The organism is Limnobacter sp. MED105, from assembly GCF_000170915.1.
Lineage (GTDB): Bacteria > Pseudomonadota > Gammaproteobacteria > Burkholderiales > Burkholderiaceae_B > Limnobacter.
The window spans coordinates 132,137-146,420 of record NZ_ABCT01000003.1; the positions used below are offsets into that span (position 1 = coordinate 132,137).

The window sequence follows — 14,284 nt, forward strand, 5'->3', positions numbered from 1 at the left end:
TTCATGTTCAACCCAACACGCGACCAGGCAAGGCTGTTCTTTTTGAACAGCTGGAAAAAATACCACAAGGAAGAACCACTCAGTGAAGCGGAAAGCCTTGCACTGCAATGGATGACCAAGCACCCGGAGTATTTTGAAGTTTTTGATGCTGAACCAGAATCGATTCTTGCAGCCGATTTCTCAGTAGAAGCGGGCCAAAGCAATCCGTTTCTGCACCTGTCCATGCACTTGGCCGTGGCTGAACAGGTGAGCATCGACCAGCCACCCGGCATTCGGGCAGCTTTCTCCAAACTGTGTGAAAAAATGGGCGATGACCACAAAGCCGCTCACCAAGTTTTTGAATGTTTGGCTGAGCAAATTTACCAGCAACAGAAAAACGGGGTTGCATTCAGCAGCGAAAATTACATTCAATGCATTTTGGAACACAGCGGGGTTTAATCCGCGCCTGTTCGTCATAAAAAAACCCGCTTCAGCAACATGGCTTCAAGCGGGTTTTTTCATTAAGCCCAGTCCATTCAGACTGGCAAGCAATTTACTTCTTCAGGTACAAATCGCCTTCAAGCGAGGCAAAGAATGCTGACAAATCCTTGATGTCTTGCTGGCTCAAGCCTGCAGCCATGCCAGCCATAATGGCATTGTTGCGGCCACCTTTCTGATACTGCTTCAAAGTATTGGCGATGTAGTCAGCATGTTGACCTGCCAGCTTGGGGTAAGAAGGATCCATGGTTTTGTTCCAGTTGCCTTCTACAGCATGGCAGGCAGCACACTGAGCTTCAGCCTTGGCCTTACCTGCTGCAATATCAGCAGCCTGAACAGAGAATGACGCGGCAAACAAGGCTGCGGCGATAGCGAATTTAGTTTTCATATTGAGTTGTCCTTGTTGCAAATCACTTGGCTTGTGCGTAGTACGCGGCCAGGTCAGCGATGTCCTGTTCGGTCAGCGTTTCAGCGATACCGCGCATGGTGGGGTGCTTGCGATCGCCTTTCTTGTAGGCATTTAGCGCTGCCTCAATGTACTTGGCGTTCTGGCCCGCGATATAAGGCACGTTGTACACCTCGGGGAAGCTGGCCTTGTAACCGGGAATACCATGGCAGCCAATGCACATGGACTTCTTCGATGCCGCTGCCTCGGCGTTGCCTTCAACAGCCATTGCGGGGTTAGAAAAAGCCACCGCAGCCAACAGGCCGGTTGCGCTGATTGCGCTCATTGCGCGCATTGCGCGAACAGTCAAACCGATACGTTTCATCTCGCTCTCTCGTCAACAAATGTAATTGGTGGTCAGCCGCGCCGTTTTGTGTAGAGGGTGGCGCTGGGCAAAAACCTTGCTATTTTACGGTTGAACCGCGGCTTAGTCTATGAACTGCTGGCCGAAAGCGCCAAATTGGATGAAAAATTCAGCAAATAAGCCCCGAAAAGCACTTACACTGGCGATATTGAATTACAAGGAATTACAAAAATGCGTTTTGAAGGTAGCAAAACCTACGTCGCAACAGACGATCTAAAACTCGCTGTCAACGCAGCGATTACGCTGCAACGCCCCTTGCTGATCAAGGGTGAACCGGGCACCGGCAAGACACTGCTGGCTGAAGAAGTGGCCGCATCGCTTGGCCTGGAACTGATGCAGTGGCACATCAAATCCACCACAAAAGCCCAACAGGGTCTTTACGAGTACGACGCTGTCAGCCGATTGCGCGACTCTCAATTGGGTGAAGAGCGAGTAAAAGACATTGCGAACTACATTGTAAAAGGTGTGCTGTGGCAGGCGTTTGAGAGCGACAAGCCCGTTGTGCTGCTGATCGATGAAATCGACAAGGCCGATATTGAGTTCCCGAACGACTTGCTGCGTGAAATTGATCGCATGGAGTTTTACTGCTATGAAACCAAGCAGCTAATCAAGGCCAAACACCGCCCGATCGTGATCATCACCTCCAACAACGAGAAAGAACTTCCAGATGCTTTCCTGCGTCGCTGCTTTTTTCACTACATTCAATTTCCTGACAAAGCCACCATGGAAAGCATTGTGGCCGTGCACTTCAAGAATCTGAAAAAAGAATTGCTGGATGCTGCAATGGCCAGCTTTTTTGGTATTCGAGCCCTGCCCGGTTTAAAGAAAAAACCGACCACATCGGAGTTGATCGATTGGCTGCGCCTGCTGCTGGCCGAAGATATTCCTGCCAGTGCATTACAAGCCAAAGACGGCAAAGACGCCATTCCACCCATGCACGGCGCATTGCTGAAAAACGAGCAAGATATTGAATTGTTCAACCGTTTGGTGTTCATGGCCCGCCAGGGTCGTTAATAAAGGCTTTTGCTGTGTTACTGGATTTTTTCTTTCAACTTCGCGATGCCAAAATTCCCGTGACCGTGCGGGAATACCTCACCCTGCTTGAGGGAATGAAGGCTCAGTTCATGACACCGAGCCTGGACAATTTTTACCATTTGTCCCGCCTGACCCTGGTCAAAGACGAACGATTTTTTGATCGGTTCGACCAGGTGTTCGGCAGCTACTTCAAAGGGCTGGAAAAGAACATGGATTTGTTCGCTCAGTTGCCGAAGGACTGGTTGGAAAAGCGATTCAATCGGGAGTTCACGCCTGAGGAAATGGCAGCCATTGAAGCCATGGGCGGACTGGACAAGTTGATGGAACGCTTGAAGGAACTGTTGAAAGAGCAAAAAGAGCGGCACGAAGGCGGAAGCAAATGGATTGGCTCGGGCGGCACCTCGCCTTTTGGTAACAATGGCTTCAACCCGGAAGGCGTGCGTATAGGGCAAGATGAAAGCCGAAACCGCCGCGCGGTGAAGGTTTGGGATCAACGCCTTTACCAGGATTACGACGACGAGCTGGAAATTGGCACACGCAATATCAAGATTGCCCTGCGCCGCCTGCGCCGGTTTGCGCGTGAGGGCGCGCAAGAAGAACTAGACCTGGACAACACCATTGAATCGACAGCGCGCAATGCCGGCTGGCTGGATTTGAAAATGCGTCCGGAACGCCACAATTCAGTGAAGGTATTGATGCTGCTGGACGTGGGCGGATCTATGGATGATCACATTCGCCGTACTGAAGAATTGTTCAGCGCCGCGAAAAGTGAATTCAAGCATTTGGAGTTTTATTATTTCCACAACTGTGTGTACGACTTTTTGTGGAAAAAAAACCACCGTCGTCACAGCGAGCGTTTTCAGACCACAGACATACTGCGCACCTACAACAGCGATTACCGCCTCATTTTTGTGGGCGACGCCACGATGAGCCCCTACGAAATACTCCAGCCAGGAGGCTCAGTCGAGTACAATAACAAGGAAGCTGGCGCAGTGTGGTTGCGTCGTTTTCTTGATCGCTTTCCAAAAGCCGTCTGGCTTAACCCGGAACCCGAAGGGCTTTGGCAATATCGTCAAAGCGTTGAAATCATTCAAAATATCATGGAACACCGCATGCACCCCCTCACGGTCGGTGGGCTTGAAACTGCAATGCGATACCTTAGTAAGTAATCCTTGTATTCCTTTTTCTGACCCTCCCCGTTATTAGCAACACAAACACATTTCGTGTGGAGAAAGAAAATGGAAACCAAACGTACCCATCCCCTGATTATTGCTGCAGCTGTTGCCATTATTTTGGCCAGCGGCATAGCAATTGCATCCATGACTGGTCTGCTGCCAAACAGCAACGCAAATATGAGCGACCAAGAAATCGCCCAGATGGAAGAAGAAGCACGTCTGGAAGAAGAAGCAAAAGCCAAAGAGGAGGCCGCCGCCAAGAAAGCTGCTTCGAAGCCTGCCGCTTCCAAGCCAGCGCCTGTGCAAACAGCCGCAACGTGCAGCACCTGCGGTCGGGTTGTTGAAATTCGCCAACGTACCATTCAAGGTGAAGGCTCTGGTATCGGTGCTGTAGCTGGCGGTGTTGTGGGTGGCCTGCTGGGCAACCAAATCGGCGGCGGTAGCGGCAAGAAGGTAGCCACCGCAGCTGGCGTGGTGGGCGGTGCCGTACTTGGCAACAAGATTGAAAAAGACCGCAACTCGACCACCCAATATGATGTAGTGGTTCAATACGACGCAGGCAGTTCAGATGTATTCAGTTTCAGCAGCCCACCCAGCTGGCAATCTGGCGACCGCGTAAAAGTTGTGAACGGTCAGATCACCTCTAGCCTGTAAACCCGCTCATCTGTTTACAGGATTTGTTTGGTCACCCAGCAATGGGTGGCCTTTTTCGTTTGAATGGCCGGTTGTGGAACCAGTTGAAATTGTGAGGCACTCAATTCAAATTTCCCCTTGAACGGAACCTCCACATGACAGCATTGAATGACCCCGACTTGATCAAGGCACTGGCCGCCTGGGTGGGACAACTGAAAAGCCCCTATCATGAGGACAAACAAGTGAACAAATATCCCGTGAAGCTGATGTCAAGCTCTCCAAACGCTTGGCTTGAAATCAAGCAAATTGACCAAGGCATGATGGAAATAACCTGTATTCACAGGGTAATGGAGCAAGACGAGCACAGTGACCTGGAAGGCATACGCAAAGAATGTAGTCAATTCAATGCCTTGATGGAGCGCGTTCGGCTTCCCGCTTATATGTGGGAGGACAGCCACAAGGCCGAATTTCAGCTACGGTGGCAAGAAACATTGGTAACCCAAGCCGACCTAAAGTATGTGCAACGATTTTTTGAACAATCACTTTACCTGGCCAACGCCTTGCAAAGCAGGCTGGGCTGGGCACTGAACAGTCAGCCCCAGCCACTTAGTCACTGAACACGCCAATCAGGCCTTAACCGTCAACAACAACATGTTCAAGCGGCGAACAAACCCGGCAGGGTCTTCAAGCTGACCACCCTCGGCCAACACCGCTTGATCAAACAACACATTCACCCACTCGTCAAAGTGATCTTTCTCGATCTTCAAACGCTGAATGAACGGATGCTCGGGGTTTAGCTCCAGAATCGGCTTGGTGTCGGGTGCATTCTGGCCTGCCTGCTTCAGCATGCGCTTCAAATGCTCGCTCATGCCCGCCTCATCAGCCACGATACACGCAGGGCTGTCGGTCAATCGCAAAGTGACACGGGCTTCTTTAATGCGATCCTTCAACAAGTCTTCGACCTTCTTCAGTACATCCTTGAACTCGTCTTCAACCTTCTTCTTGGTTTCCTTGTCTTTTTCATCCTCAAGGGCACCCAGGTCCAAACCACCCTTGGCACAGCTCTGCAATTCCTTGCCGTCAAAATCCTGCAGGTAGGAAAGCATCCACTCGTCCACGCGGTCACTCAGTAGCAACACCTCCACACCCTTCTTCTTGAATACTTCGAGGTGTGGGCTGTACTTGGCTGCGGCGTAGGTATCAGCGGTCACGTAGTAAATCTTTTCCTGACCCTCTTTCATGCGGCCTACGTAGTCAGCCAGTGAAACGGTTTGCGCCTCACCCTCGCTTTGGGTAGTCGCAAAGCGCAGTAATTTGGCAATGCGCTCTTTGTTCGCCGGGTCGTCGCCCATGCCCTCTTTCAGCACCTGGCCAAACTCTTTCCAGAAACTGGCGTATTTCTCGGTTTCATTAGCTGCCATGTCTTCCAGCAAGCCCAACACCTTCTTCACAGAGCCTTCACGAATGGCTTTCACATCACGGCTTTCCTGCAGAATTTCGCGCGATACGTTCAAAGGCAAATCTGAGGAATCGATCACGCCTTTCACAAAGCGCATGTAGGGGGGCATCAACTGTTCCGCGTCGTCCATGATGAATACACGCTTTACATACAGCTTGATACCCTTCTGCTGGTTCCGGTCCCACAAGTCATAAGGGGCTTTGGCGGGGATATACAACAAAGAAGTGTATTCAGAACGGCCACCTTCCACACGGTTGTGGGTGTAAGCAAGGGGGTCGGCAAAGTCAAAACTGATGGTTTTGTAAAACTCGTTGTACTGTTCAGCGGTAATGTCGCTTTTTGAACGTGCCCACAAGGCATTGGCCTTGTTCACATTTTCCCACTCGCCAGTGGCTTTCATGCCACCCGCTTCCTCGTCCCATTCTTCTTTCAACATTTGAATGGGCAGCGAAATATGGTCGGAATACTTGGTCAAAATGCTCTTCAACTTCCAGCCGGAAAGCAGCTCGTCTTCATCGGCCTTCAAGTGAAGAATAATTTGCGTGCCGCGGTCTGCTTTCTCTATGGCTTCCACGCTGAATTCGCCATCGCCTTTGGATTCCCATTCCACACCTTCGCCAGCGGGCAAACCCGCTTTGCGCGAGCGCACTGTCACCTTGTCGGCCACAATGAAGGCCGAATAGAACCCAACGCCAAACTGACCAATCAAAGCAGCGTCCTTTTGCTGGTCACCGCTTAATTTACCGAAAAATTCTTTGGTACCACTTTTTGCAATAGTGCCAAGATGTTCAATCGCGTCATCGCGGCTAAGACCGATGCCATTGTCTTCAATCGTGATGGTGCGTGCGTCTTTGTCAAAGCTCACACGAATTTTCAATTCACTGTCGTTCTCGAAAAGACCGGCATTGTTGATGGCTTCAAAGCGCAGTTTGTCGCAAGCATCCGAGGCATTGGACACCAACTCGCGAAGAAAAATTTCCTTGTTGGAATACAGGGAATGAATCATCAAATGCAGAAGTTGCTTCACTTCCGTTTGAAAACCCATTGTTTCCTTCATTGCACCCATGTTATTGCTCCCTTCATCTTCTTGGTTTGGATGTCGGAGATGTGGGGACAAAGTTCAGGATTTCAAGACGAGAAAAAAGGCCCCAAAGGACCTTTTTTTAACTGAACTTGCGCAAGCTATCTGCCTTGAACTTGATATCCAGTTCCTTGCCTTTTCGACCACGTTTGCCAAGGCGCTCAGCCAATAAGGCGGGTTTCAGAACTTCCTCGCGATCTTTACCTCCCCGGCCTGTACCAGCTACCACCAGGCTGTCTGCGGGCCCGAAGGCAACGGCAGCCACCAGCGTGTCTTTGTCATCAAGCGGCAACAACTGCACGCCGCGCCCGCCGCCAGAAAGCTGTTTTAGCTCGTCCAGCATGAACACATGAAAACGCCCAGACTCAGAAAGCACTGCGACACGGTCGTCTGTGGGCTGCAACAGCGCTGGTGACAACAACTTTTCACCAGGATTAAGACTGATGAACTGCTTGCCCGCCTTCATGCGGCTTTCCATGTTGCCAGCAGTGGCCAAAAAGCCGTAGGCGGCGCTGCATGCCAGAAACACAGGTTGTGTGGCCGGTGCGGCCAAGGCGTGACTCAGCGAGCCCCCATTCAACTCGACCAGGCTTTGGGCAGGAATGCCATCGCCCCTGCCACCAGGCCATGCCGCAACCGGCACACTGAACACTTTGCCCAGCGCATTGCCAGCGCCAAACAAGTAGGTATTGTCGGTGGTTTTGCATTCAAAAGCCGCATACAAAGCATCCCCAACTTTGAAGCCGAATTGTGCGGCATCATGACCGTGGCCCTGCCGGTTTCGAATCCAGAACTTCTGCGAGACAATCACGGTGGTAGGCTCTTCAACCACTTTCACTTCCACACTGGCCTTCTCGGCTTCCTCAATCAGCGTGCGGCGATCATCGCCGTAGGTGTCGGTGTCTTTGCGAATTTCGCCAATAATCCGGGTTTTCAGTTTGCCTTCATCGGCCAGCAAGGCTTCCAGGTCTGCCTTTTCCTCGGCCAGCTTGGCCAGTTCTTGTTCAATCTTGATTTTTTCAAGACGTGCCAACTGGCGCAGTCGAATTTCAAGAATGTCTTCGGCTTGCCGGTCGCTCAGCTTGAAGGCCTCGATCAGCGCAGGCTTGGGTTCATCGCTTTCGCGAATTACCTTGATCACTTCATCAATGTTCAGCCAGGCAATCAGGCGTCCTTCCAGCACGTGAATACGGTCGTTCACCTGCGCCAGACGGTGCTGGCTGCGGCGGGTTACGCACACTTTGCGAAACTCGATCCAGTCCAGCAGCATGGCAATCAAACCACGCTGGCCGGGGCGGCCTGCATTGTCGATACTCACAAGGTTAATTGATGTGTTTGTTTCAAGGCTGGTGTGGCTAAGCAGCAGATTTGAGAACTCTTCCACCGACACATTGCGGCTTTTGGGCTCGAACACCAATCGCACCGCATTTTCCTTGCCCGATTCATCGCGCACAGCATCCAGCATGGCCAACACTTGCGCCTTCAGGTTTTGCTGCTCGGTGCTCAAACCCTTTTTGCCAGTCTTTACCTTGGGGTTGGTCAGCTCTTCAATCTCTTCAAGCACCTTGGCAGTACTGGTATTGGGTGGCAATTCCTTCACCACCAGTTGCCACTGGCCACGGGCCATTTCTTCAATGTCCCAACGAGCGCGCACCTTGATGGAGCCCCGCCCACCGGCATAAATTTCTTTCATTGCACTCGCTGGCGAAATAATTTGCGCGCCACCCGGGAAATCGGGCGCCGGCAAATGACCCATGATGGTGTCCAAGTCAGCATTCGGGTGCTTGATCAAATGAATCGTGGCCGCGGCCACCTCCCGAATATTGTGGGGAGGAATGTCGGTGGCCATGCCCACTGCAATACCGGAGGCACCATTCAGCAATACAAAAGGCAGGCGCGCCGGCAGCAGTTTGGGTTCCTGAAAGCTGCCATCGTAGTTCGGAATGAAGTCGACGGTACCCATGTCCACTTCATCCAGCAGCAGCTTGGCAATCGGGGTTAAGCGGGCTTCGGTGTATCGCATGGCGGCAGCACCGTCGCCGTCGCGGCTACCAAAGTTGCCTTGGCCATCGATCAGCGGATAACGCAGGGTGAAGTTCTGCGCCATGCGCACCAGTGCATCGTAAGCAGCTTGGTCGCCATGTGGGTGATATTTACCCAACACATCACCCACTACACGGGCAGATTTCACGGGCTTGGCATTGTTGCCCAGGCCCATTTCATTCATGGCGTACAAAATTCGCCGCTGTACTGGTTTTTGGCCATCGGCGCACTCGGGCAGGGCCCTGCCCTTCACCACAGAAATGGCGTAATCCAGGTAAGCGCGCTCAGCATACAAGCCAAGGGTAATCGTTTCAGAATCGTCGCCAGAAGGTGGCGTTGCATCGAGGGTGAGTTGTTCCATGCGGTGCTTCGAGGTTTCTTATTTTGAGAATTGACGTTGACGAAGGGTTTCAAACAGGCACACTGAACTGGCCACGGACACGTTCAGGCTTTCAACACTGCCGATCATCGGGATTTGTACCAGTTGATCGCATTTTTCGCGGGTCAGGCGGCGCATGCCGTCGCCTTCGGCGCCCAGCACCCAAGCGATAGGGCCATTCAAATCAGCGTCATACAGGGTATCTGTGGCTTCGCCTGCCGTGCCAATGCACCACACACCGGCATCTTGAATTTCTTCCAGCGTACGGGCGAGGTTGGTTACAGTGATCACAGGGATTGTTTCAGCGGCGCCACAGGCCACCTTGGACACCACTGGGGTAATGCCCACCGATTTGTCTTTTGGCAGCACCACGGCGTGCACACCGGCTGCATCGGCACTCCGCAGGCATGCGCCCAAGTTGTGGGGATCGGTCACACCATCCAGTACCAACAGCAAGGTGTTCTTGCCGTGGGTATCTATGATTTCAAACAGATCGTTGCTTTTCACCAATTCCTTGGCAAAGGCCACCACGCCTTGATGTTGTTTGTGCCCTGCTGCCTTTTCCAAACGATCAGAATCGGCTGCACTTACTTTCACGCCAGCCGCTTTCACCTTGTCGATGAACTGCTGCATGCGTTTGTCTTTGCGGTGTTGGTCTACCAACACCTCTTCCACGCTGGCCGGGGCTGTTTTAACCCGGGCCGACACGGCATGAAAACCATACAAAATGGCCAATTGAGTCGCTCCGCTTATCTAGGTTTTTTCGCTGCAGTGCGCATTTTAGACCCTGTGGCGGGTTTGGTACGGCTGACACGCTTGGCTTTCTGAATTTCTTCCTTGCGTTTCTTCTCGGCGGCCGCCTTGCTGCGTGATTCATCCGCAGCCCGCTTCTTGTTCACACCGCGTGTCGCTGTGTTTTCTTCCGGCGGCAGTGTCGGCGCCGCTTTACCCGCGTCTTGCACTGCCTGTTGCAACTGGGTTGTGTTGGTGCGGCGGCCTTGCTGGCGCTGGGGTCGATTGCCTTGCTTGCCATTGGGTTTGGCCAAACCAGGGTCACGCATCAAACTTTCAAACTTCACGCCTTGCACCAGGCGGAATTCTATTCGGCGGGCATCCAGGTCAACCCTGGACACTTGCACATTGATCGGGTCGGTCAGGCGGTAGCGGATTCCACTGCGCTCACCCCGCAATTCATGCAGGCTGTCGCTGTACTGAAAGTATTCCGTTCCCAGTTCTGACACATGCACCAAGCCTTCCACATACAAGGCATCAAGGGTAATGAACAAACCAAAGCTGGTTACGCCCGAGACATGGCCCTGGAAGGTGTCGCCCACGCGCTCTTTCATGAAGAAGCACTTCAGCCAGGACATCACATCACGAGAAGCCTCATCGGCACGACGCTCGGTGGACGAAAACCAGTTACCGGATTGATCCCAACGCGCAATTTCCTCAACCTTGTCGACACGACGCCTCGGGTCGAAATCTTCGAATTCACGCTCATCGAGTGGCAATGGCACGTAGCGCTTGCCAGCCAACAGGGCCTTGATGCTTCGATGAACCATCAAGTCTGGATAACGACGAATCGGCGAAGTAAAGTGCGCGTAGGCTGGATACGCCAAGCCAAAGTGACCGCTGTTGTGCGGCGTGTAAATCGCCTGCTGCATCGAGCGCAGCATCATCGTTTGAAGCAAGGCCTGATCAGGACGCCCCTGAATTTTTTTCATCAGGTTTGCGTAATCCATGCTGGTGGGGTCGTCCCCACCATCCAGTGTCAAGCCAACTGAGCGCAAAAATGCGCGCAAGTTTTGCAGCTTCTCAACTGTTGGTCCCTCGTGCACACGGTACAAACTGGGGTGTTTGCTACGCTCCAGAAAATCGGCAGCGCACACGTTGGCGGCCAACATGCATTCTTCAATCAAACGGTGTGCGTCGTTGCGGCGTTTGGGCACAATTTTGTCGATTTTGCCATCGGGGTCCAGCATTACCTGGGTTTCAACGGTGTCAATTTCCATGGCACCGCGGCGCTGGCGCGACTCAAACAAGACCTTGAACAGTGTGTACAGATTTTCGACGTCGCCATACACATGCCCCATCGCTTTGGCGGTCAGGCTTTGTGAATCGGTCAATGCGTCCCAAACCTGGTTGTATGTCAGGCGGGCTGCAGAATGGATCACTGCGTTGTAAAACTGGTAGGCCTTGATCGCACCCTTGGGCCCAATGATCATGTCACAAACTAAAACCAAGCGGTCGACGCCTGGGTTTAGTGAACACAAGCCGTTGGACAATTTCTCGGGCAACATCGGAATAACCCGACGCGGAAAATACACCGACGTGCCACGCTTGGTGGCCTCTTGGTCGATGGGTGTACCGGGCAACACATAGTGGCTTACATCGGCAATCGCCACCAGCAAACGCCAGCCACCTTTGGTGTCGTTTGATGGCGTACAGTACACCGCATCATCAAAGTCACGGGCATCTTCACCATCGATGGTTACAAAGGGCACATCGCGCAAGTCTACGCGGCCTTTCAGGTCTTTGTACTCCACTTCGTTGGGAATACTTTCGGCCTGATTCATCGTGAGTAAATTGAATTCATGTGGCACATCGAATTTACGCACTGCAATTTCGATTTCCATGCCTGGGTCATCCAGCTCGCCTAAAACCTCGGCCACTTTGCCGATTGGCTGAGAATGACGCGTGGGCTGCTCGATGATTTCGACCGTCACCACTTTGCCCGGCGTGGCATTGCCCACGTCTTTCGGCGACACGAGAATATCGTGTTTAATGCGCTGGTCTTCGGGAATGACCAGCAAAATGCCACGTTCAGAAACCAGTCGCCCTACCAAACGGTTGGTTTTGCGCTCGGTCACCTCAACAATCGTGCCTTCAGGTTTGCCACGGTGGTCCGTGCCGGTAATTCGCACCAGCACTCGGTCACCATGCAATACTTTTTGCATTTCGCGCGGGGAAAGGAAGGCATCGGGCCCGCGATCGTCGCGAACCAGAAAACCGAAACCGTCACGGTGACCCGCAACACGGCCTGCCACAAAATCAAGTTTGGTAGAAAGCAACAACATGCCCTTTCGGTTGGGCATTAATTGACCATCACGCTCCATGGCGTTCAGTCGTTTTTCAATAATGGGGATTTGATCTTCAGTGAGTTTAAGGTGCTCAAAAACCTGTTCGCGGGTTAAGGGGGCTTGCGCTTGGCGCAGTACAGCCAGGATGTCTTCACGACTTGGAATTTTTATTTCTGTTTTATGCATTGACAAATTTATTTATTTCATTAGAATTCACGGCTCGCACCTGTGCCCAGGTGGCGGAATTGGTAGACGCGCTAGGTTCAGGTCCTAGTGGTGGTAACACTGTGGAGGTTCGAGTCCTCTCCTGGGCACCAGCAGTTTTCTCTGTAACATGTGCGTTCCAACGCAGTGTACAGCACTTTCCCGGCTTTAATTCTGAATTTCCAAAGCGCTTTGCGAATTTGCATTGCCGCTGGTGTCTGCAATACAAATTCGCCAAAAAATTTCACCTAAAAACCATAACCCACGCTGAAAATCAGGCTGGTATCGGTTTTCTTCACGCCGGGTGGCGGCATGTTGTCATAATCCACATTCACTTGCGTGGCCACATTCACATTTTCAACAATCGGAACACGCAAACCTACTTTGGTTTTGAACAAAGCGTCAGCAGTGTCCTCAAGGCTTACCGACAAATCATTGTTGTTGAAAAACACCAGGCGTTTGTTCCAGAATTTTCGCTCATAGTCCAATCCCAGGCTTAATGACGGAAACGACTCGTCTGGGGCAACAATATAATCTTCGTTGATGTAAGCCAAACCATATTCTGTTGATAACTTGGCACGCTCGGTTTCAAAAAACTGATAACCATAACCAGCACCCAGCGAGGTTCTCAAATTCAAGTCAGCCAATTTGTCCTGCTCGCCTTTGGCGTTCACAAACAGGTAATCTTTTTCGCTGAGAAATGCATCGTACTGGGTTAGCAAGTATCGGTTCGAAGTGGTGGTCACCCCTGCAGACTCTGCCTCGTTCACCTCAGCTGCCAGCGTGTATCTGTTCTCTGGGGTTCGGGCAATCAACTCCGCATCAAAATTCAGGGCATCGTCTTCCGAGTTACCCCTATTGAATACGCCACCCAAGTTGGCTCTTCCACTGTATTTCACCGAGTGATCCACCACAGGCGGATTAAACATCGCTATATCGGCCCTTGGCAGGGGCTTGGTGCGCCCCAAATCACCTTGATCGATAACCAGCTCGCCCTGTTGGCTCAACGTGACCCTGCCCTTTGCAGTGCTGCCATCTTTAAGCTTCACTGTGACGCCATCATCAGACTGCAATTCAAGAACCTGCTTCCAGGGCAACTCGACTTCGCCGAACAAGGGAGATTTTAAGGTAAGGATGTTGTCGCTTAGTTTGACAATTTCGCCAGTCAAGCGATCACCGTTTTTCAACACCACGTTGGCTGCGAAAACCGGGCCACTGAACAAGGACAGTGCAACCGCACAAGCGGGTGCAAATTTCAATAAAGGGGGGAGTTTTTTCACGTTTACTTCTTTTAAGACAGGCATTGTCCCGAGGTCTCCTTGGCAGGTAAATGGACCCATAGGATAACACATCGATTTTTAGGTCTTTTTAGACCGCAAATAAGGTATTTTTGAGAGAAGTTAGTACAAGATATTCAGGGGGATTTCAGAGAAAATCGCGGGTTTCAAATGGCTGCACAATCCAGACATCTGATTCGAGATATTCGGCAGCAAAATCGGGTTTGAAAACAGACCCGGGCTTTACCCAAACCACCGCCGTTTTCAGGTCAACAATGTCGGGACAGATCGTGCGTAGATGTTCGCACAAGGCCTGCAAGGTGTGCCCGGTGTCGGCCAGGTCGTCCACCAAAAGCACGTTACCACCCACTGGCGCAACCGCAGCTATGCTGGCGGAAAGCTGCAATTCGCCTTGGCTGGTACCCTCGCCATCACGATAGGACGACGCAGCGATTACAGCCATTGGTTTGCGCAAGGAACGAGACAAACCATCCGCCAGGAAAAGACCGCCTCGAGAAACCCCAAGGACACAATCAGGCTGAAAACCAGAACTTTGAACGGCCCGTACCACCTGATCAATCAGGTGGTGGTACTGCGCATAATCAATATGCAGCTTGTCGCTCATGCGCGAG

Annotated in this window: 13 protein-coding genes and 1 tRNA gene; 6 read left to right on the forward strand and 8 right to left on the reverse strand. The window is 51.9% G+C overall.

From position 1 onward, the window contains the following. The first annotated feature begins 3 nt into the window (after positions 1-3). Positions 4-438 (forward strand): DUF1841 family protein, encoded by a 435-nt coding sequence (locus tag LMED105_RS04650; RefSeq protein WP_008248671.1) that lies wholly within the window; start codon positions 4-6, stop codon positions 436-438. A gap of 94 nt (positions 439-532) precedes the next feature. Here the strand turns inward: LMED105_RS04650 and LMED105_RS04655 are convergent, their stop codons facing one another. Both LMED105_RS04655 and LMED105_RS04660 read right to left on the reverse strand, forming a co-directional pair. Continuing rightward, positions 533-865, reverse strand: a complete 333-nt coding sequence (locus LMED105_RS04655) for a cytochrome c (RefSeq protein ID WP_008248674.1) — start codon at positions 863-865, stop codon at positions 533-535. A 22-nt stretch (positions 866-887) separates the two neighbouring features. Next, entirely contained in the window at positions 888-1,208 is a 321-nt protein-coding gene (locus tag LMED105_RS04660) for a cytochrome c (protein ID WP_040512392.1), read from the reverse strand. 249 nt (positions 1,209-1,457) lie between these two features. Here LMED105_RS04660 and LMED105_RS04665 point away from each other — a divergent pair, with 249 nt between their 5' ends. The 4 genes from LMED105_RS04665 (at position 1,458) to LMED105_RS04680 (ending at position 4,746) form a co-directional block, all read left to right on the forward strand. Continuing rightward, positions 1,458-2,300 carry a MoxR family ATPase gene (locus LMED105_RS04665; RefSeq protein WP_008248677.1) on the forward strand — a complete coding sequence of 281 codons (843 nt, stop codon included), beginning with the start codon at positions 1,458-1,460 and terminating at the stop codon, positions 2,298-2,300. A 14-nt stretch (positions 2,301-2,314) separates the two neighbouring features. Next, a complete protein-coding gene (locus tag LMED105_RS04670) occupies positions 2,315-3,490 on the forward strand; it encodes a VWA domain-containing protein (protein ID WP_008248678.1) in 1,176 nt (391 codons plus the stop codon). A gap of 69 nt (positions 3,491-3,559) precedes the next feature. Next, complete coding sequence (locus LMED105_RS04675) at positions 3,560-4,150, forward strand: glycine zipper 2TM domain-containing protein (RefSeq protein WP_008248679.1); 591 nt, start codon at positions 3,560-3,562, stop codon at positions 4,148-4,150. 134 nt (positions 4,151-4,284) lie between these two features. Further along, positions 4,285-4,746 carry a hypothetical protein gene (locus tag LMED105_RS04680; protein ID WP_008248681.1) on the forward strand — a complete coding sequence of 154 codons (462 nt, stop codon included), beginning with the start codon at positions 4,285-4,287 and terminating at the stop codon, positions 4,744-4,746. A gap of 9 nt (positions 4,747-4,755) precedes the next feature. On the opposite strand, the gene htpG is transcribed toward LMED105_RS04680, so the two are convergent. The 4 genes from htpG to rnr all read right to left on the reverse strand — a co-directional run bounded on the left by htpG (position 4,756) and on the right by rnr (position 12,357). Next, entirely contained in the window at positions 4,756-6,654 is a 1,899-nt protein-coding gene (gene htpG / locus LMED105_RS04685; protein WP_008248684.1) for a molecular chaperone HtpG, read from the reverse strand. A 97-nt stretch (positions 6,655-6,751) separates the two neighbouring features. Next, entirely contained in the window at positions 6,752-9,073 is a 2,322-nt protein-coding gene (gene parC, locus LMED105_RS04690; protein ID WP_008248692.1) for a DNA topoisomerase IV subunit A, read from the reverse strand. An 18-nt stretch (positions 9,074-9,091) separates the two neighbouring features. Next, entirely contained in the window at positions 9,092-9,826 is a 735-nt protein-coding gene (gene rlmB, locus LMED105_RS04695) for a 23S rRNA (guanosine(2251)-2'-O)-methyltransferase RlmB (protein WP_008248701.1), read from the reverse strand. A gap of 14 nt (positions 9,827-9,840) precedes the next feature. Next, entirely contained in the window at positions 9,841-12,357 is a 2,517-nt protein-coding gene (gene rnr / locus LMED105_RS04700) for a ribonuclease R (RefSeq protein WP_008248703.1), read from the reverse strand. Between the two features lie 44 nt (positions 12,358-12,401). Here rnr and LMED105_RS04705 point away from each other — a divergent pair. Then, positions 12,402-12,488, forward strand: a tRNA-Leu gene (locus LMED105_RS04705). Between the two features lie 135 nt (positions 12,489-12,623). Here the strand turns inward: LMED105_RS04705 and LMED105_RS04710 are convergent. Both LMED105_RS04710 and LMED105_RS04715 read right to left on the reverse strand, forming a co-directional pair. Then, on the reverse strand, positions 12,624-13,655 hold the full coding sequence (locus LMED105_RS04710; RefSeq protein ID WP_198006793.1) for a YdiY family protein: 1,032 nt from the start codon (positions 13,653-13,655) through the stop codon (positions 12,624-12,626). Positions 13,656-13,800: 145 nt separating this feature from the next. Continuing rightward, positions 13,801-14,277, reverse strand: coding sequence for a phosphoribosyltransferase (locus tag LMED105_RS04715; protein WP_008248707.1), 477 nt, complete (start codon positions 14,275-14,277; stop codon positions 13,801-13,803). Positions 14,278-14,284 lie beyond the last annotated feature (7 nt).